This window comes from Tomitella biformata AHU 1821 (genome assembly GCF_000524475.1).
GTDB lineage: Bacteria > Actinomycetota > Actinomycetes > Mycobacteriales > Mycobacteriaceae > Tomitella > Tomitella biformata.
On record NZ_BAVQ01000027.1, the window covers coordinates 76,193 to 96,377 of the forward strand.

At 70.1% G+C, this 20,185-nt stretch carries 14 protein-coding genes; 11 read left to right on the top strand and 3 right to left on the bottom strand.

Annotated elements, in window-relative coordinates:
- Positions 1-30: 30 nt before the first annotated feature.
- A complete protein-coding gene (locus TBIF_RS10810; protein WP_024794816.1) occupies positions 31-4,572 on the top strand; it encodes an ATP-dependent helicase in 4,542 nt (1,513 codons plus the stop codon).
- A gap of 6 nt (positions 4,573-4,578) precedes the next feature.
- On the top strand, positions 4,579-5,346 hold the full coding sequence (locus TBIF_RS10815) for a DNA-formamidopyrimidine glycosylase family protein (RefSeq protein WP_024794817.1): 768 nt from the start codon (positions 4,579-4,581) through the stop codon (positions 5,344-5,346).
- Here TBIF_RS10815 and TBIF_RS10820 read toward each other — a convergent pair.
- A complete protein-coding gene (locus TBIF_RS10820; RefSeq protein WP_024794818.1) occupies positions 5,343-7,523 on the bottom strand; it encodes an FUSC family protein in 2,181 nt (726 codons plus the stop codon). The genes TBIF_RS10815 and TBIF_RS10820 overlap by 4 nt on opposite strands.
- A gap of 92 nt (positions 7,524-7,615) precedes the next feature.
- Between TBIF_RS10820 and TBIF_RS24945 the strand changes: the two genes are divergently transcribed.
- The 7 genes from TBIF_RS24945 to TBIF_RS10855 all read left to right on the top strand — a co-directional run bounded on the left by TBIF_RS24945 (position 7,616) and on the right by TBIF_RS10855 (position 13,587).
- Entirely contained in the window at positions 7,616-7,957 is a 342-nt protein-coding gene (locus TBIF_RS24945) for a hypothetical protein (RefSeq protein ID WP_024794819.1), read from the top strand.
- 98 nt (positions 7,958-8,055) lie between these two features.
- Entirely contained in the window at positions 8,056-8,784 is a 729-nt protein-coding gene (locus TBIF_RS10830; protein ID WP_024794820.1) for a helix-turn-helix transcriptional regulator, read from the top strand.
- A 156-nt stretch (positions 8,785-8,940) separates the two neighbouring features.
- Positions 8,941-9,975, top strand: coding sequence for an iron-siderophore ABC transporter substrate-binding protein (locus TBIF_RS10835; RefSeq protein ID WP_024794821.1), 1,035 nt, complete (start codon positions 8,941-8,943; stop codon positions 9,973-9,975).
- A gap of 65 nt (positions 9,976-10,040) precedes the next feature.
- Positions 10,041-11,018: a FecCD family ABC transporter permease gene (locus TBIF_RS10840; RefSeq protein ID WP_084611661.1), complete on the top strand. Its 978-nt coding sequence runs from the start codon at positions 10,041-10,043 to the stop codon at positions 11,016-11,018.
- A 5-nt stretch (positions 11,019-11,023) separates the two neighbouring features.
- The gene (locus TBIF_RS10845) at positions 11,024-12,067 is read left to right on the top strand and encodes a FecCD family ABC transporter permease (protein ID WP_207165692.1); all 1,044 of its coding nucleotides are present in this window, start codon (positions 11,024-11,026) and stop codon (positions 12,065-12,067) included.
- Positions 12,064-12,882 (top strand): ABC transporter ATP-binding protein, encoded by an 819-nt coding sequence (locus TBIF_RS10850; protein ID WP_024794824.1) that lies wholly within the window; start codon positions 12,064-12,066, stop codon positions 12,880-12,882. Before TBIF_RS10845 ends, TBIF_RS10850 begins: the two co-directional genes overlap by 4 nt.
- Positions 12,883-12,957: 75 nt before the next feature.
- The gene (locus TBIF_RS10855; protein WP_024794825.1) at positions 12,958-13,587 is read left to right on the top strand and encodes an MSMEG_1061 family FMN-dependent PPOX-type flavoprotein; all 630 of its coding nucleotides are present in this window, start codon (positions 12,958-12,960) and stop codon (positions 13,585-13,587) included.
- A gap of 7 nt (positions 13,588-13,594) precedes the next feature.
- On the opposite strand, the gene TBIF_RS10860 is transcribed toward TBIF_RS10855, so the two are convergent.
- Entirely contained in the window at positions 13,595-15,712 is a 2,118-nt protein-coding gene (locus TBIF_RS10860; RefSeq protein WP_158506339.1) for an FUSC family protein, read from the bottom strand.
- Positions 15,713-15,847: 135 nt separating this feature from the next.
- Here TBIF_RS10860 and TBIF_RS10865 point away from each other — a divergent pair, with 135 nt between their 5' ends.
- Together TBIF_RS10865 and TBIF_RS10870 are read left to right on the top strand one after the other, a co-directional pair.
- On the top strand, positions 15,848-17,599 hold the full coding sequence (locus TBIF_RS10865; RefSeq protein WP_024794827.1) for a pyruvate dehydrogenase: 1,752 nt from the start codon (positions 15,848-15,850) through the stop codon (positions 17,597-17,599).
- Positions 17,600-17,785: 186 nt separating this feature from the next.
- Positions 17,786-19,279: a stealth family protein gene (locus TBIF_RS10870; protein WP_200182824.1), complete on the top strand. Its 1,494-nt coding sequence runs from the start codon at positions 17,786-17,788 to the stop codon at positions 19,277-19,279.
- Here the strand turns inward: TBIF_RS10870 and TBIF_RS10875 are convergent.
- Positions 19,237-20,169, bottom strand: coding sequence for a phosphodiesterase (locus tag TBIF_RS10875; RefSeq protein WP_024794829.1), 933 nt, complete (start codon positions 20,167-20,169; stop codon positions 19,237-19,239). The two genes, TBIF_RS10870 and TBIF_RS10875, sit on opposite strands and share 43 nt — an antisense overlap.
- Positions 20,170-20,185: the final 16 nt, after the last annotated feature.

Genomic DNA, 20,185 nt, shown 5'->3' on the forward strand with positions numbered 1-20,185 from the left:
GATGGCGGCGCGCAGTGCACGATAGAACCCGTGACCGCCGCCTCCGAGCCCTCGAGCCTCGACCGCTTCTCCGAGCCCACCCGCGCGTGGTTCACGGGCGCGTTCAGCGCGCCCACACCGGCGCAACTCGGCGCGTGGGAGGCGATCTCGTCCGGCGCCCACACGCTCGTGGTCGCCCCGACCGGCTCGGGCAAGACGCTCTCCGCGTTCCTGTGGGCGCTCGACACGCTCGCCACCCAGGCCCGGCCGGACAAGCCGCAGACGCGGGTCCTGTATATTTCCCCGCTCAAAGCCCTGGCCGTGGACGTCGAGCGGAACCTGCGCTCACCGCTGGTCGGCATCGCGCAGGCCGCCCGCCGTCTCGGCGTCGAGGCCGCCGAGACCACCGTCGGCATCCGCTCCGGCGACACCCCGCAGTCCGAGCGCCGCGCGCTCGTCAAGACCCCGCCCGACATCCTCATCACCACGCCCGAGTCGCTGTTCCTGATGCTCACCTCCGCGGCCCGCGAGACCCTCGCCGGCGTCGAGACGGTGATCATCGACGAGGTCCACGCCGTCGCGGACACCAAGCGCGGCGCGCACCTGGCCCTCTCGCTCGAGCGTCTCGACCTGCTATTGGCCACGCCCGCGCAGCGGATCGGCCTGTCCGCGACGGTCCGCCCGCACAAGGAGATCGGCCGCTTCCTCGCCGGCACTGCGCCCATCCGCATCGTCGCACCGCCGTCCGCGAAGTCCTGGGACCTGACGGTGCGCGTGCCGGTCCCGGACATGACCAACCTGGCGACCACCAGCGCGGACCCGGACGTCGCCCCGGAGCAGGGCTCGATCTGGCCGCACGTCGAGGAGCAGATCGTCGACCTGATCACCGCGCACCGCTCCACCATCGTGTTCGCGAACTCCCGGCGGCTCACCGAGCGGCTCACGGCCCGGCTCAACGAGATCCACGCCGAGCGGCTCGGGGACACCATCGAGCGCGATGGCAAGCCGCCCACGCAGATCGGCCCGCCCACGGAGGTCGCCTACGGCGTCGACGAGGGCCAACTCCTCGCGCGCGCCCACCACGGCTCGGTCAGCAAGGACCAGCGCGCGCTGATTGAGGACGACCTGAAATCCGGCCGCCTCCGCTGCGTCGTCGCCACGTCCTCCCTGGAGCTGGGCATCGACATGGGCGATGTCGACCTCGTCATCCAGGTCGAGGCGCCGCCATCGGTGGCGAGCGGCCTGCAGCGCGTCGGGCGCGCCGGCCACCAGGTCGGCGAGGTCTCGCGCGGTGTCCTGTTCCCCAAGCACCGCACCGATTTGATCCACTGCGCGGTCACCGTGGAGCGCATGGTGGCCGGCCAGATCGAGTCGATGCGGGTCCCCGCCAACCCCCTGGACGTGCTCGCCCAGCAGACGGTGGCCGCCGCCGCGCTCGAGCCGATCGATGTCGAACAGTGGTACGACGCGGTCCGCCGCAGCGGCTCCTTCCAATCCCTGCCGCGCAGCGCGTACGAGGCGACGCTGGACCTGCTCGCCGGCCGCTACCCCTCCGACGAGTTCGCCGAACTGCGCCCGCGGGTGGTGTGGGATCGCGACGCCGGCACGCTCACCGGGCGCCCCGGCGCACAGCGCCTGGCCGTCACCTCCGGCGGCACCATCCCGGACCGGGGCATGTTCGCCGTCTACATGATGGGCGAGAAGAACACGCGCGTAGGCGAACTGGACGAGGAGATGGTCTACGAGTCCCGCGTGGGCGACGTGTTCGCACTCGGCGCCACCAGCTGGCGCGTCCAGGAGATCACGTTCGACCGCGTGCTTGTCACCCCCGCCTACGGGCAACCCGGACGTCTCCCCTTCTGGCACGGCGACGGCCTCGGCCGGCCTGCCGAGCTCGGCCAGGCACTCGGGGGATTCATCCGCGAGCTCGGCCACGCCACGCCCGACGCGGCCCAAGCACGCTGCGCGGCAGGCGGACTCGACGACAACGCCACCACCAACCTCCTCGCGTTGCTGGCCGAGCAGCAGGCCGCCACCGGCCAGTTGCCCACGGACAAGACGATGGTGATCGAGCGTTTCCGGGACGAGCTCGGCGATTGGCGCGTCGTGCTGCACTCCCCCTACGGGCAGCGGGTGCACGCTCCCTGGGCCCTGGCGGTGGGGGCGCGGCTGCGCGAGCGGTACGGCCTCGACGGTCAACCCACCGCGTCCGATGACGGCATCATCGTGCGCCTCCCCGACACCGACGACGTCCCGCCCGGCGCGGAGATCTTCGCGTTCGACGCCGACGAGATCGATGAGATCGTCACCACCGAGGTCGGCGGCTCGGCACTGTTCGCGTCGCGCTTCCGCGAGTGCTCCGCCCGGGCCCTCCTGCTGCCGCGTCGGGACCCCGGCAAGCGCTCGCCACTGTGGCAGCAGCGCCAGCGCTCGGCCCAGCTGCTCGACGTGGCCCGGCGCTACCCCACCTTCCCCATTATCTTGGAGACCGTCCGCGAATGCCTCCAGGACGTCTACGACCTGCCCGCGCTGCGAGAGCTGCTGGGGCACATCGCCAAACGCGAGATCCGCATGGTCGAGGTGGAGACCCCCGCCGCGTCCCCGTTCGCGACCGCGCTGCTGTTCAACTACGTCGGCGCCTTCCTCTATGAGGGCGACAGTCCGCTAGCCGAACGCCGCGCCGCCGCCTTGTCCCTGGACACGACGCTGCTGGCGCAGCTGCTTGGCCGCGTGGAGCTCCGGGACCTGCTCGACGCCCAGGTGATCGAGCAGGCCGCGCTAGAGCTCCAACGCCTACTGCCCGAGCGCCGCGCCCGCGACGCGGAGGGCGTCGCCGACCTGCTGCGGCTGCTCGGGCCGCTCACCGCCGCGGAGGTCGCGGAACGGAGCACGGCAGATCCCACGCCGTGGCTGGCCGAGCTCGCCACATCGCGCCGGGCGCTGCCGGTGCAATTCGCGGACGCGTCGTGGTGGGTCGCAATCGAGGACGCCGCCCGCCTGCGCGACGCACTCGGGGTGCCGCTGCCTCTGGGCGTGCCCGGCGCGTTCCTCGAGCCGGTCCACGACCCCCTCGGCGACCTCATCGCCCGCTTCGCCCGCACCCACGGCCCCTTCACCACCGCCGAGGCCGCGCACAGGTTCGGCCTCGGCCCGGCCGTCGCCCAGCACGCGCTAGAGCGGCTCGCGGAGGAAAGACGCGTCACCGCAGGCGAATTCCGCCCCGACGCAGCCGGTCCCGAGTGGTGCGAGAACTCGGTGCTGCGCCGGCTCCGGCAGCGCTCCCTCGCGGCTGCCCGCCAGGACGTGGAGCCGGTGAGCACGGCGGCGCTCGGCCGGTTCCTGCCAAGCTGGCAGCACGTGGGCGGTGCGCTGCGGGGCATCGACGGGGTGGCCGCCGTCATCGAGCAGCTCGCCGGCGCGCCCGTCCCCGCGAGCGCGCTGGAGCCGCTGATCCTCGCCCAGCGGGTGCGCGACTACTCCCCCGCGATGCTCGACGAGCTGACCGCCACCGGCGAGGTGCGCTGGTCCGGGGCCGGCCAGATCGCGGCCAAGGACGGCTGGGTGGCGCTGCACCTGGCGGACTCCGCGCCCCTCACTCTCGCCCCGCCGGCCGAATTCGAGCCGGGGCCAACGCATCTGAAGATCCTCGACGCGCTCGGCGGTGGCGGGGCCTACTTCTTCCGCCAGCTCACCGACCTCGTCCCCGCCCCCGACGACGAGATGTCCGCCGCGTTGTGGGATCTGGTGTGGGCGGGGCTGGCCACCGGCGACACCCTCGCGCCGCTGCGCTCGCTGATCGGCGACACCTCCCGGCGCGCGCCCGCGCATCGCGCGCCGCGACGCTCGCCCCGAAACAGACTGACCGGTGGCCGCATGTCCGGCGGCCGGATCCCCCGCGTCGCGATGCCCTCCCGCGCGGGCCCGCCGATGGTGAGCGGGCGTTGGTCGCTGCTGCCAGAGATCGAGCCCGATGCGACACTGCGCGCGCACGCCACCGCGGAGCAACTGCTCGAGCGCTACGGCGTGCTGACCCGCGGATCGGTAATGAGCGAGTCCGTGCCCGGTGGCTTCGCCCTGATGTACAAGGTGCTCAGCCGATTCGAGGAGTCCGGCCGGTGCCGGCGCGGCTACTTCGTCGAGGGCCTCGGCGGCGCGCAGTTCTCAACCCCGGCCGTGGTCGACCGACTGCGGTCCTATGGCGAGTCCATCGAGGGCGGGCATGCCCCCGCGCCGCCGCTGGTGCTCGCCGCGACCGACCCCGCGAACCCCTATGGCGCGGCGCTGCCCTGGCCCGACGGCACCGTTCCCGGCCACCGTCCTGGCCGCAAGGCGGGCGCCCTCGTCGCGCTGACCGACGGCGCGCTCGCGCTGTTCGTCGAGCGCGGCGGACGCACGGTCCTCACGTTCACCGCGGACGCCGAGATGTTGGGGGCGGCCTGCCGGGCGCTCGCGGACATCGTGCGCGGGGGCGGCGTCGACAAGCTCACCATCGAGAAGGTCGACGGCGCCAGCGTGCACGGCAATGCGCTCACCCCGCTGCTGGTCGAGGCGGGATTCGCCGCGACGCCCCGCGGGTATCGGCTGCGGGGCTGACCGCGGATGCCCGAGGGTGACACCGTCTATCGGACCGCCGCCGCGCTGCACGCCGCCCTGGCGGGGAAGGTGTTGACGCGCTGCGATATCCGGGTGCCCCGCTATGCCACCGTCGACCTGAGCGGCCACGTGGTCGACGAGGTGATCCCGCGCGGCAAGCACCTGCTGATTCGCGTCGGCGATGCCACCATCCACAGCCATCTCAAGATGGAGGGCGCGTGGCACGTCTACCGGCCCGGGCAGCGGTGGCGGCGGCCCGCGTTCGCAGCCCGGGCCGTGCTGGGCGTGGCCGGCGCGCAGGCGGTGGGCTTTGACCTCGGCATCCTGGAGGTGATCGAGCGACGGGCGGAGCACGGCGCCGTCGGGCATCTCGGCCCTGATTTATTGGGCCCGGACTGGGATTCGGACCTGGCCGCGGCCAATCTCGCTCGGGATGGGGATCGGGCCATCGGCGAGGCGCTGCTGGACCAGTCGGTCCTGGCGGGCGTCGGCAACATCTACCGCAGCGAGCTGTGCTTCCTGCGGGGCGTCCGGCCCGAGACGCCCGTGGCGCGCGCCGGCGATCCGGCGCGGTGGGCGGCGCTGGCGCATCGGCTGCTCACCTTCAACAAGGACCGCGTCGTACGCGTGACGACCGGGGACCTGCGCCGCCCGCTGTGGGTGTACGGCCGCGGCGGCCGGGCCTGCCTGCGGTGCGGCGCGGTGATCGCGGAAGGCGCGCTGGGCGAGCCTGCCCGGGGGATCTTCTGGTGCCCCCGCTGCCAGCGGCGCTAATCCACCCGCACCAGGCTGGGCCGGCGGCCCACGCCCGCACCTCGCTCGAAGTCGGGCAGCGTGCGGTTGACGCGTGACAAGCCGCGCACGGCGCCACGGAGCGTGCCCTCCGCATCCTCGTGCGGCGGCAGCGTTTCCAGCACGTTCATCACCACGGTCTCGGTCTCGAGGTCCGGCTCGGACACCCGCTCACCGTCGATCTGGCCCACCGCCACGGCCACGTTCTGCCGCACGTGCTCGGCGGCGCGGCGGAACGCGTCGGCAGTCGCCCGCGAGGGTCCGCTGGACTCGTCCTCGTCCTGCGCGAGGACCCCGGCCCGCGCCAGCTCGTGTGCGGAGCGGCTGTTGAGTTTGAGCTGCCGCTCCCACTTCCGGGCGTCCCGTCGGTGCTGCGGGCTGCCCACCACCCGCAGCGGCTCAGCCGCCTCGACCACCTCAGCGAGCGCCCCGTCGAGCTCCCGCGAGATCAGCAGCAGCTCCTCCTCGTGGCCAGGCCGGAGCACCGCGTCGGCGCAGCGCGCGATGAGTGTGTCCAGCACACCAAGATATGCCCTGATGGTCCCCAGCAACACCGGATGCGACCGGGTGGACAGCACAAAGTAGGACGCCGCGATCCCCACGGCGGCGCCGGCAATGGTCTCCTCCACGCGCCATTCCAGGATCTTCAGGTTGAGCACGCCGAGCAGCTCATACGCCGTCGCCAGCAGGATGGTGCTGAAGAACGTGAGCAGGGTGTAGGACAGCGGGCCAAAGTACAGGGCGAGGAACACGCACACCACGAGCAGCGCGAGCTGGACCACGGGATGGTGGCCGATGAGCACGACGACGAGCAAGGCCCCGGCGACGCCCAAGATGGTGCCGAACACCCGGCGCCAGGCTTTCGTGAGGATCCCCCCGCGCGTGGTCGTGCTGTAGAAGATCATGAACGAGCTGAGCACGGCCCAGTACCAGCGGTCCGCCGAGATCAGATCACCAAGGACCGTGGCGATCGCCGCCGCGATCGCAGCCTGGATCGCGGCCCGGGTGGCGGGATCCCACTGCCGCGCATGCCACCAGCGCGTGGGTCCGTTATCGGCCGCGGCGCCCTGGCCCGCCATGCCCCGACCCGCCATGCCCTTCCCCGCCGCCGATTCGCGGCCGACTGGCCAGTGGGCAGAGGCCGGCAGCGGTCTGATGGCGTGGATCGCGGCCTGCGCGTGCACCGCGTGGCGCACCGCGGTCACCGCAACCCCGGCCGGCCCGGTCCCATCCGCATCGTCTCGAGCCGCGTCGACGCTGGCCCGCGCCGATGCCACCTGGTCCGCGGACACCGATCGCGCCAGCACCGCCCGCAGCGCCGCCACGGAATCCCGCAGCGGCGCGGGCGGGGGGAAGCTGGGATCTTGTTCCCAGAGCGCGCTCGCAGCTTGTTCCATCGAGATCTGCGCCTCGAATACCCGTGCTGACAGCTCGCCCGCCGACACATCCACATGCCGGGCCGTGCGGAAGCGGTCCTGCCAGTCATCCACCGCCATCGCGGTCTCGCCCAGCCTGTCCAATTGCGCATGCAGCCGCCGCGGCGAGGACCGGTCGGCGGCCAGGGCCGCGTCGAGCACGGCGCGCGAGGCCACCCGCAGAGACGAGGACAACCGTTGCAATTGCAGCCGTGGACGCTCGCGGATGATCGCGACCCGCACCAGCAGCGACGAGGCGACCCCCACCGCGATCGCCAAGATCAACATCGGCAGCGCGTCGACGGTGGCGTGCGTGAGGAGGCCGAAGAAGTAGCCGAAGAATCCGACCATCCCCAACGCGGTGCCGCGGGGCCCGAAGCGCCGCACCCACACCGCCACAAACACTGCGAGGACCAAGCCGACGTCCTCGGCCAGCCAGTGCGCGTTCAGGACGGCGGCGACCGACACGCCGGCAATCGCCGGCGCCAGGAGAAGTGCGGTGGTGATCTCCCGTTCCCGCAGCGTGCGGTCCTTGACCATCAACGCGCCCTGCATGGCCATGAACCCGCTGACCGTGATCGTGTCCAGCTTCTGCTCCAACACAATCGAGGTCAGTGCCATGGCGACGATGGCCAGGCACACCGACAGCGCGGCCGCCCACGCGTCGCGCACCCGGACCCGGCCGGGATCGGATATCGACAGCCACCAATGCAGACGACGCGGGAGTTCCCGAGGATTGGCCACGCCCGTCATTGTGTCCCAAATGCGCCGGGCTTAGTTGGCCTCGGGGTTGATCCCGCACTGCCAGGTTTCCCCCACGGCTCTACGATCTCCCAATGGCTTCCTCCAACACGGCGTCGATCTCGTTCCCCTACCCGCCGGATCAGCTGCACCGCGCGAGCTACGACACCCTCATCGAGATCTGTGCCCCCGCCTCCGTCATCGCCAACGTCCCCACCGTCACCGGCCGGACCGCAATATCCTGGAAGACGTTCGGCGAGGACATCTTCCTGCAGGTCAGCACTGGCCAACAGGGCTCGGCGCTGACCATCACCAGCAAGTCGATGCTCCCGACGCAGGTCATCGACTTCGGCGCGCACCGCCGGAACGTGGCAAAGATCGTCGACGCCCTGCAGCGGCGCCTGGGCCCCGGCCAGATGCTCGCCCCGCTCGACTAAGGCCCGACGTTGCCAGTGTCACGACCATTCCGCTAGCCAAGGAGCACACGCTGGACGCCGAGGAGAACAGAACACTGCCCGTCTACGCAGCCGGAGCCGTGGAAGTGCCGTTCGTGATCGCCGGGATGGACGAGCTCGTCGCACGTGACACCTGGTGGGAGGAGCACTCGCACCCGACCCACGAGTTGCTGTGGAACGAAAGCGGCTCATCGAGGGTCACCGTCGAATCTCGCACGTGGACGATCACCTCCACCAGCGGCCTATGGATGCCCGCCGGCCTGCTGCATTCCGGGAGCGCATCCGCGGGCACCTGGTACCGGGCCGCGCAGTTTGGCATTGCCTCCGCGCCCGCGCTGTCCACGAGCCCGGTGGCGATCGAGATCACGCCGCTCCTGCGCCTCCTGCTCGAGCGCCTGGCAGAGCAGTCGCTCACCGAGCGCTCCCGCTCGTTGACGGAGTCCATGGTGATCGACCTGCTCGCACCCTCGCGTCACGAGCTGCTCGTTCACGTTCCGGATGCGCCCCTTCTGCGTCCCATCGTCGAGGCGCTAGGCAATGACCCCAGAGACTCGCGGACGCTGTCGGCCTGGGCGGCCCAGCTGGGCGTGAGCCCGCGGACCATCACGCGCGTGTTCCAGGCCGAGACGGGGCTGAGTTTCGGCCGCTGGGTGGCAACGGTGCGGGTGCAACGCGCCATGGTCCTCCTCGGGCATGGCCTCGAACTGCACGAGGTGGCCGAGCACGTCGGGTACCGGTCGGCGAGCGCGTTCGGCGCCGCATTCCGGCGCGCGACAGGATCCACGCCCGGAATGTTCCGGGATTTCTGAGGACCCCTCACAGTTGACCGGATCGCTACTTTGATGTCCCAAACACGCGATTGCGTCTAGCTGGACACGAGTATACGGTTAGGCAACCCTCACCTAAGCGTCCTGGATTCCGCATGGGGAATGAGGTCCGCAACTCAACTGAGGGAGATCTATTCCATGCGTTCCACACGCTTCATGACCGTGGCCGCGGCAGCGGTCGCAGTGGCACTGGGCATGACCGCCTGCAGCTCCAGCGCGGCAGAGACCACCAATGGCAGCACCGCGGAGAGCGGATCCAGCGCCTTCCCCGCCACCATCGAACACGCCTTGGGCACGACCACCATCGAGGCCAAGCCCACTCGGGTCGCCACCGTCGCGTGGGCCAATCAGGAGGTGCCTCTCGCACTCGGAGTCGTACCGGTCGGCATGGCGGCCGCCACGTTCGGCGACGACGACGGGAACGGCATCCTGCCGTGGGTCGAGGAGAAGCTGGCGGAGCTCGGCGGTGAGACCCCGGTGCTGTTCGATGAGACCGACGGCATCGACTTCGAGGCTGTCTCGGACACCAATCCCGATGTCATCCTCGCCGCCTACTCCGGGCTGACGCAGGAGGACTACGACACCCTGAGCGCGATCGCCCCCGTCGTCGCGTACCCGGAGGCGCCCTGGGCGACGACATGGCGCGACTCCATCACGTACAACAGCATGGGCCTCGGAATGGCCGACGAGGGCCAGGAGCTCATCGCGAGCATCGAGCAGGAGATCGCGGACCAGGTTGCGGCACACCCGGATCTGGCCGGCAAGTCGACGATGTTCCTGACCCACGTGGACACCGCGGATCTGAGCCAGGTCAGCTTCTACACGGCGAACGACACCCGCGCCGCGTTCTTCGCGGACTTGGGGCTGTCCACCCCGAAGAGCGTCGCCGACGCCTCGACCGGCGACGATTACTCGAAGAAGGTGAGCGCCGAGCGGGTGGACGTCTTCGACGATGTCGAGATCATCGTCACCTATGGCGACCAGTCGCTGGTCGACGAGCTCAAGGCGGACCCGCTGCTCTCCCAGATGCCCGCCGTCGCGAACGGCGCGATCGTCTTCCTCGACGGGTCGGGCCCGATGGGCACCGCCGCGAACCCGACGCCGCTCGCCATCTCCTGGGTGCTCAGCGACTACGTCGACCTGCTGGCCGAGGCCGCGGCCGGAAAGTCGTAGTGGCGCTGACCAAAGTCGTGGTGGCGTCGGGCGACCGCGTTGCGCGGCGCCCGACGTCGCGCAACATGCTGTGGCTGCTCGCCGTCGTGGGCACGCTGGTGGCACTCATGGTCGTGTCCGTCGCCATCGGCTCGCGCGACGTCGACTGGTCCGATATCGTCGCCGCGCTCGGCGGATCCACCGAGAACATCGGTCAGGGGGCAATCGCCAAGCGCATCCCCCGCACTGCGCTCGCACTGCTCGTCGGCGCCGCCCTCGGCCTCGCCGGCGCGGTCATGCAGGCGGTCACCCGGAACCCGCTGGCGGACCCCGGCATCCTGGGCGTGAACATGGGTGCCTCCCTCGCCGTGGTCATCGGAATGGCCTGGTTCGGGCTCTGGACGCAGACCGCCATGATCTGGGTCTCGATCCTCGGCGCCGGCGCTGCCGCGGTGTTCGTCTACATCGTCGGCTCGCTCGGCCGCGACGGCGCCACCCCCCTCAAGCTCGCTCTCGCGGGGGCCGCGACGTCGGCGGCATTCGCCTCGTTCATCATGGCGATCACACTCCCGCGCAACGACATCGCGGGGAACGTCCGCTCGTGGCAGATCGGCGGTGTCGGCGGCGCGAGCTTCGATGTCATCCGCCAGGCGCTGCCCTTCCTCGTCGTCGGGTTCGCCATCTGCCTGCTATCGGCCCGCAGCCTCAACTCCCTGGCCCTGGGCGACGACGTCGCGGCCGGCCTCGGCGAGCGCGTCGCCCTCGTGCGCGGAGTCTCCTCCCTCGGCGCGGTGCTGCTCTGCGGCGCCGCGACGGCGATCGCGGGTCCCATCGGCTTCGTCGGGCTCGTCGTGCCGCACCTGTGCCGGCTGCTGATCGGCATCGACAACCGGTGGCTGCTGCCGCTCTCCGCGCTCACGGGCGCGGCCTTATTGACCGCCGCGGACATCGTCGGCCGGATCATCGCGCGGCCAAGCGAGATCGACGTGGGCATCATCACCGCGCTCATTGGCGCGCCATTCTTCATCTACATCGTCCGACGACAGAAAATCCGCGCCCTGTGACCGCCATGCTGATGTCCCCTCAATCCGACGCCGACACCGTCGCGGCCAGCCGCATCTGGCGCGGCAGACGCCGTCGCACGGTCATCGCAGCGCTCACAGTGCTGACGATCGGCGCGTTCGCCGTCACGCTCATGGTCGGCAAGACGTTCTACCCCCCGTCCGACATCGCCCGCGTCATCCTGGGGCAGCAGGTGTCCGGGGCCTCCTTCACCGTCGGCAGGCTTCGGCTCCCCCGAGCGGTCCTCGCCGTGGTCGCCGGCATGTGCTTCGGTCTGGGCGGCGTGACCTTCCAGACGATGCTGCGCAACCCCCTGGCCAGCCCCGACATCATTGGGATCAGCTCCGGCGCGAGTGCCGTCGCCGCCTTCGCGATCATCGTGCTCTCACTCGGCGGCGCCCAGGTGTCCGTCATCGCCATCGCGGCCGGCCTCGTCGTCGCGATGCTGATCTACGTGTTGTCCTACCGGGACGGCGTCGCGGGCATCCGCCTGATCCTCATCGGCATCGGCATTGCCGCCATGCTCGACAGCGTCACCGCCTACCTGCTGAGCACCGCTGCCGCGTGGGATCTCCAGGAGGCCATGCGCTGGCTCACCGGCAGCATCAACGGCGCCACTTGGACGGCGACGGTGCCCGTGGTCGTGGCGTTGGCCGTGCTCGGTCCCGTGCTCCTCAGCCAGACGCGGAACCTCTCCATGGTCCAGCTCGGTGACGACGCCGCCCAGGCGCTCGGCGTCCGAGTGGAGCGCACCCGCATCGTGTCGATCGTCGCGGCCGTCGGGCTCATCGCCTTCGCGACTGCGGCTGCCGGTCCCATCGCCTTCGTCGCGTTCCTCTCCGGGCCCATCGCCGCCCGCGTCATCGGTCCGGGAACCTCGCTCGTGATCCCGTCTGCCCTCGTCGGGGCCCTGCTCGTGCTCGTCGCCGACTTCTGCGGCCAGTACGCGTTCGGCACCCGGTACCCGGTGGGCGTGGTCACCGGCGCGCTCGGCGCCCCGTATCTCGTCTACCTCATCATCCGCTCCAACCGCACCGGAGGATCGCTGTGAGCGCATCCCACACTTTGACCGCCGAGAACCTCGAGCTCGGCTATGGGGGCCGCACTGTCGTCGAGTCGCTCGACCTCGTCGTGCCGCCAGGCCAGATCACGACCATCGTGGGGGCCAACGCGTGCGGCAAGTCGACCCTGCTGCGGTCGATGTCGCGCCTGCTCTCCCCGCGCAGCGGCCACGTCCTGCTCGACGGCAAGGACGTGCACCGCCTGCCCGCGAAACAGCTCGCCCGCACGCTGGGCCTGCTCCCGCAGTCGCCAATCGCACCCGAGGGGATCGTCGTCGCCGACCTCGTCGGCCGCGGCCGGCACCCGCATCAGCGGGTGCTCTCCCGGTGGAGCCGCGCCGACGACGCCGCTGTTGCGGACGCCCTCGCCGCCACCGACACGACCGACCTCGCCGACCGCGCCGTGGACGAGCTGTCCGGCGGGCAGCGCCAGCGCGTGTGGATAGCGATGGCGCTCGCCCAGCAGACCGACCTGCTGCTGCTCGACGAGCCCACCACGTTCCTGGATGTGAGCCACCAGATCGAGGTGCTCGACCTGCTCACCGACCTCAACCGGACCCGCAACACCACGATCATCATGGTGTTGCACGATCTCAATCTCGCCGCGCGGTACGCCGATTACCTCGTCGCTATCGCGAACGGCCGCGTCTACGCTGCCGGGAACTCCGCCGAGGTTCTCACCAGCGAGAATGTGCGCGCGGTATTCGGCCTCGACAGTCAGATCATTCCCGACCCCGTCTCCGGCAAACCGCTAGTGCTACCCCTGGGGCGGCACCACATCGCTGCTGACGCCGTCCGGTGCTAACCATCCACTTGGACCGTCGCCCCAATTAATGATTCGACACTGCCTGTGAACCGGAGAGAAATAATGGAGAGCACCATGACCGCGCTGGGAACCCACCACATCACCACACTCGGAGAGTTGGAGGCCGCGCTTGGCGGCCCCCCGTACCCGGGCATCATCGAGAAGTGCACGGCCACGACCACGCCTCTGGTCCGCGAGTTCATCCGGCAAGCCCGGTTCTTCGTCCTCGCCACCGCCGACGCCGACGGCAATTGCGACTCCTCCCCCCGCGGGGACTTGACCAGCGTCGTCCAGATGCCCGACGACAAGACGCTGATCCTGCCGGACCGGCCCGGTAACCGCAGGGGTGACACCTACCGCAACATTCTTGCCAACCCGCACGTCGGGATCCTGTTCATCGTCCCCGGCCTGGAAGAGGTGGTGCGGGTGAACGGGACCGCCACCCTCACCACGGACCCGGAGCTGTGCGGGGAGCTGTCGCTGAAGGGGAAACCAGCGCAGCTGGCGATGATCGTGCAGATCGAGGAGGTGTTCACCCACTGCGCCCGCGCGATGCTGCGCGCCAAGCTGTGGGAGCCCGAGAGCTGGGTCGACCACGGCGACGTCCCGCCGCTGCTCGACATGCTCCACGAGCAGCTCGGCCTCCCCGGCCCCGACGACGGCAAGCCCGCGCGCACCGAGGAATACCGAGAATTCCTGTACTGAGCCTGAATCAGCGGGCGTACGTCGGCAGCGTCCGATTCACCCGGGACAGCCCCTGCACTGCGGCGGGCATCGCCCCGTCATCTGTCGGCGCGCCGTCCGCACCGCGCGGCAACGTCAGCAGCACGTTCATCACCGCGTGCTCGGTGGCCAGTTCCGGGCCGTCGACTCCGGTGCCGCCGAACTGGCCCGACACCGCGGTGACGTTCTCTCGGACATGGTCTGCGGCGCGCCGGAACGCCGCCGCCGAGTCGTCCGTCGGCGCGGTGTCCGGTCCCGACTCCTGGGCGACCATGCCCGCCCGGGCCAGCGCGTGGGCGGATCGGCTGTTCATCTGCAGCTCGCGGCGCCACCGCCGAGCGTCGTTGCGGTGGTGCAGGTTGCCCACGGACTCCAAAGGTTTCGCCGCGGTGATGACGCCCTCCAGCGCGGTGTCCAGCTCGCGCGCCGCGGGCAGCAGCTCATGATCGCCGCCGGGCGCGAGCACCGAAGCCACACACCTGTCGACCAACGCGTCCAGGTGCCCGAGGTAGCCCGTGATCCGGGCGACCAGCAGCGGGTTCGAGCGCGTCGACATGATGAAGTAGGCGCACGCGATGCCCACCGCCGCGCCGGCGAGGGTCTCCTCCACCCGCCACTCCAGCAGCTTCAGGTTGAGCACCCCCAGCAGCTCATACAGCGAGGCCAGCAGCATTGTGACGAAGAAGGTCAGGTACGCGTACGACAGTGGGCCCAGGTAAAACATCAGGAACACGCACACGACGATCATCGCTAGCTGGACCGGCGGGTGGTGCCCCACGGCGAACACCACAGCGAGGCCCACGACCACCCCGACCACCGTGCCCAGCACACGGCGCCACGCGCGGCTGAGGATCTCGCCGCGCGTGGTGGTGCCGTAGAACACCATGAACGATGTCAGCACCGCCCAGTACCACCGGTCCGCCGAGATCAGCTCGCCCAACACCGTGGCGAGGGCCGCGGCCACAGAACACTGGATCGCGGCCCGCGTCGCGGGGTTCCACGCCCGCCAATCCCACCGGCCCTGCGTGTCCTGCGTGTCCTTCGCGGCGGGAGCCGCGGGGCTCGCGGACTTCGACTGCGGGAGCGGGGCCGGCTTGCCGGACAGGATTCGCACGCGCTGCAGCATCGCCTGGGCGGTGGTCGCGTGCCAGATCGCCACGCCCGCAACGCCGGTCGCCCCCGGCAGCGCAGTCGCGGCCCTCGTCGTGGCAACCGCCTCTCGCAGCTGTTCCTCGGTGCCCGGATGCCGCAGAATGCCCTGCAGCGCCGTGACGGCCCGCCGCAGCGGCTCGGGCCACGGCTCCCGGGGATCGAGCGCCCACAGCGCGCTGGCCGTCTGCTCAATACCGATCTGCGCGTCGAAGACCCGTACCGAGAGATCCGCGGCCGAGACGTCCACGTGGCGTGCGGTGACGAACCGGCTCTGCCAGTCCTCGATGGCCATCGCGGTCTCCCCGAGCTCGTCGAGCCGGGTGTGCAACCGGTCAGTGGCGGCCCGGTCATCGCGGCAGGCCGTGTCGAGCACGCGGAGCGACGCGGCGCGCAGCGCCGGCCTCAGCCGGCGCATCTGCAATCGCGGCCGTTCCCGGACCAAAACTATGCGCACCAGCAACGACGAGCCGATGCCTATCGCGAGAGCCAGGATCATCGTAGGCAGCCCATCGATTTTGCCATGGCTGAGCAGGCTGAAGAAGTACGCGAAAAAGCCCATCATCCCGCAGGCGGTGCCGCGTGGGCCGTATCGGCGCACCCACACGGCGGCGAACACCGCCAACACGAAGAAGAGGTCCTCGACGAGCCAGTGCTTGTTCGCCAGCGCCGCCACCACGACCGCGCCGACTGCGGGTAGGAACACCAGCGCGGTGGTGGCCTCCCGCTCATGCAGCAACTTGTCCTTGACCATCCCCGCGGACATCATGGCCATGAAACCGCTGACGGTGACTAGCGCCATCGATTGGTGCAGGGCCTTGGACACGACGGACATCGTGACGATGGCGATCATCACCGACAGGGCCACCGACCACGCGTTGCGCAGGCGCAGCCGGCCGGGGTCGGAGACGTCGAGACGCCCCAACAGCCGGCCGGGAAGTGTAAGAGAATCGGACACGCCCATGATTGTGACCCATGCGCCACACCCACATACGGGCACCGTCGCCTCTGGTGCCGGAATGCGCGCCTACCGACGGGCCCCTGGTGTTCGCCTATCGTCATCAGCAACCGTTCACCACATAAGGAGACGCCCATGGCCACGACCGTCGCCGACCAGCTCATCACCGCTCTCGTCGACGCCGGGGTCCGGCGGATCTACGGCATCGTCGGCGACAGCCTCAACCCGGTGGTCGACGCGGTCCGGCGCACCGGCGGCGCGGCCAAGGGCGGCATCGACTGGATCCATGTGCGCCACGAGGAGGCCGCCGCGTTCGCCGCCTCCGCCGACGCGCAGCTGACCGGCGAGCTCGCGGTGTGCGCCGGCTCCTGCGGGCCCGGCAACCTGCACCTGATCAACGGGCTCTACGACGCGCACCGCGCCGGTGCCCGGGTCCTGGCGATCGCCTCGCACATCCCCAGCACCGAGATCGGCCAGGGCTACTTCCAAGAGACGCATCCGGATCGGCTGTTCGTCGAGTGCTCGCTCTACACCGAGTTGGTCTCGAATGCCGCGCAGGCGCCCGGGGTGTTCCGTTCTGCGATGCAGGCCGCCATCACCGGCTCCGGCGTGGCCGTCGTGACCCTGCCCGGCGATGTCGCGATGGCGGCCGCGTCGGGCCCGATGCTGCCGCTGTCGATTCCCGCGCCGTCGGTGACCGTGCCCACGGCGGCGACCCTGCGCACGCTGGCCGCCGCGATCAACACCGCCGAGAAGGTCGCGATCTTCGCCGGCTACGGCGTCCGCGACGCGCACGACGAGGTGATCGCCCTCGCGGAGCTGATCGGCGCGCCCATCGGCCACACGCTGCGCGGCAAAGACTTCATCCAGCACAACAACCCCTACGAGGTCGGCATGACCGGCCTCCTCGGCTACGGCGCCGCGCACGCCGGGATGCACGACGCGGACCTGCTGCTCATGCTCGGCACCGACTTCCCGTACGCCCAGTTCCTGCCGAAGGACGTGCGCACCGCGCAGATCGACCTCGACCCCACGAGGATCGGCCGCCGCACCGCCGTGGAGATCCCCGTGCACGGCGATGTCGCCGCCACCCTGACCGCGCTGCTGCCGCTGATCGAGCGCAAGAGCGACCGCGCGTACGTCGACAAGTGGCTGGCCAAGCACGAGAAGATGATGAACCGCTCCATCGGCGCGTACACGCACGACGTCGAGAAGTTCGTGCCCATCCACCCGGAGTACGCCGCGTCGGTGCTCAACCAGGTCGCCGCCGAGGATGCCGTGTTCACCACCGACACCGGCATGTGCAACGTGTGGACCGCTCGCTATCTAGACGCGACCAGCGAGCGACGGTTCCTCAGCTCCGCCATCCACGGCTCCATGGCCAACGCGCTGCCCCATGCGATGGGCGCGCAGCTCGCCTACCCGGGCCGGCAGGTCATCTCCGTCTCCGGCGATGGCGGCTTCGCGATGCTGCTCTCCGAGATCCTCACCGTCGCGATGTACAAGATCCCGGTCAAGGTCGTCCTGTTCGACAACAGCACATTGGGCATGGTCAAAGCCGAGATGCTCGTGGACGGACTACCGGACTTCGGCGTGGACGTCGCGCCCGTGGACTATGCCGCGATCGCCGCCGCCGCGGGCATCCACTCCCAGCGTGTCGAGCGCCCCGCCGACATCCGGGCCGCGTTGGATGCCGCCTTCGCTGTCGACGGGCCCGCCCTGGTCCACCTCATCACCGACCCGCGCGCGCTGTCTATACCGCCGACTGTCACCGGGGAACAGCTCAAGGGCTTCGCCCTGGCGATGAGCAAGACGGTGCTCGGCGGCGGGATCGGCGAGGCCGTGAAGCTGGCGCGCACGAATCTGCGGAATATCCCCCGTCCGTAGCATAGCCGAATCATATTCTCCCAGGTCACAGGCTATAATCGGGCGAGTCCAGAATTTTTCACGCCCGAGAGGATCCCCATCACACAATCTTCCGCTCCCCAAGATGTCTATTTCCTACCCGCGGAGCAGAAGACCCGCGACGCCGTCAAGCACGCGTCGCCGGCCTCGCGCTCGCGCCTGCGCGAGATGCCGGGGGTGGTGAGATTCCGAGGCCGGTTCGCCATGGCCATCACGGCGACCACCCCGCACGAGGCCATGATCGAGGACCTGCTGTTTATCCGTGCCACCCTCGACGACGCGCGGATCGACTACCTCCTGGTCCGCGGCAACGACCAGCGGCCGGTGATCGCCGTCGACCAGGCGGACCGGCAGGCGCTCGCCGCCGCCCTCGCAGAGGCCTGCGCGCGCCATCCGTTCTACTCCAAAACTGTCGATGACCAGCAGCGGCGTGCAATCCTCATCGCGGACGGCGCCCTGTCCTTGAGCGCCGACGCCCGCATCTTCCGGCTGTTCCGGCCTCGGGTGGAGCCGAGCAGCGGCCTGAGCTACGGGGCGAGCACCGGGGTGCAGATCGAGTTGTGGTCCTTCGAGGGCGACACAATCGTGCTGCCCATCGAGAACTCGCTGACCCGCCGCAGGATCCGGGCGAGCGAGGCCGTGCGCGGCACCGTTGAGCGCTTCGGCATGGAGTGGCCAACGATCGAGAACATGTTCGCGTACCACGCCTCCGACATCCAGTTCGATATCGACCTGGTCTTCTCCTGGGTCGATGGCTCGGACCGGGACTGGCAGCAGCAGCGGGCCAAGCGCATGGCGGGGCACGTGGTGGGCGCGGGCGATGACTCGTCCGCACGGTTCCGGCAGGTCGACGAGCTCCGCTACGCGCTGCGCTCGGTGCACATGTACGCGCCGTGGATCCGCCGCATCTTCGTGGCCACCGACTCCGCCCAACCCTCCTGGCTGGCCGACGATCCGCGGGTGACCTTCGTGCGCAGCGAGGAGTTCTTCGCGGACCCGTCCGTGCTGCCCACCCACAACTCCCAGGCCGTTGAATGCCAGCTGCACCACATTCCCGGGCTCGCCGAGCACTTCCTGTACTCGAACGACGACATGTTCTTCGGCCGCCCCGTCGGCCCGGACATGTTCTTCTCCCCCGGCGGGGTCAGCATGTTCATCGAGGATGACACCCGCATCGGGCTCGGGCTCAACGACGATCAGCGCAGTGGCTTCGAGAACTCGGCCCGGGTGAACCGGCGGCTACTGCAGGACCGTTTCGGCTCGCTCACCACCCGCCACCTCGCGCACGCCGCGACGCCGCTGCGCAAGTCCGTGATGGCCGATATGGAGCGGGAGTTCCCCGAAGAGTTCGCAGCCACCGCGGCCAGCACGTTCCGCGCCAGCGACAACATCTCCGTGACCAACTCGCTCTACCACTATTACGCGCTGATGAGCGGGCGGGCGGTGGTGCAGAACTCGGCACGCGCGCGCTACATCGACACCACCATCAAGTCCGGCCTGCGGGAGATGGACTCGCTGCTGGCCGATCGCGCGTCGGACTTCTTCTGCCTCAACGACAACGCCGCCGGCGACGTTGAACCGCAGGACCGGGCCAAGTCCATGACACGTTTCCTCGGCGACTACTTCCCCATCCCCGCGCCCTGGGAGATCCTCGGAGCCTGACTCATGTCCGGCCCGGGGATGCGGATGCCGGCGGCGGCGAGCCGACGCGCGGTCGCCGCCGCAGACACCAATTCGCCGACGCTCTCATACGCGCCGATCGGCACCGCCGAATGCACGATCGTATCCTGGTACACGTGCACCAGGTTGAGCCCCTGCGCCCCGTCGCGTCCGCGCTGCGAGCCGTCGGGCGCGTTCAGGTCCTGCGTGTAGCAGGTGGCGGCGGCGACCGAGACCGGGATGCCCGCGAACATCGCCGTCGTCGAGAAGTGCAGGTGTCCGGCCAGGATCGCCCGCACGTCGCTGCCCCGCAGCACCTGCGCCAGCCGCTCCTGCGCGCGCAACTCCACGAGCACCGCGAGGTCCTGCACGCAGGGGACGGGCGGGTGGTGCATCGCCAGGATCGTGCCGTGCGGGGCCGCGGTCGCGAGTTGCGCGGCCAGCCAGTCCAGTTGCCCGTCGTCCAGCTCGCCGTGGTGGTGGCCGGGCACCGATGTGTCGAGGGTGAGCACGCGGAGGCCGTCGATAGTGTGCGCGCGGTCGACGGGTCCCGTGCTCGGCTCTTCGCCCAGCAGGGAACTGCGAAAGTGCGCGCGGTCATCGTGGTTGCCCATCGCCCACAGCACCTGCGCGCCGAGTTCGGCGGCGACCGGATCCACCATCGCCCGCAGCCGCGCGTAGGCCTCGGGCTCGCCCTGGTCCGCCAGGTCGCCGGTGAAGACCAGCGCGTCGGGCCGAATCCTCGACGCCGTGAGCTCGGCGAAGATCTGCCGCAGCCGGTCGTCGGCGTCGAGTTGGCCGTACAGGAGGCCGTCGGCCACGAGATGGGTGTCGCTCAGATGGACTAGGCAATGCGTCGGGCGGCCGTGCTCGGCTATGCGCGTCGGGCTCATGGGCTCCACCGTAGCC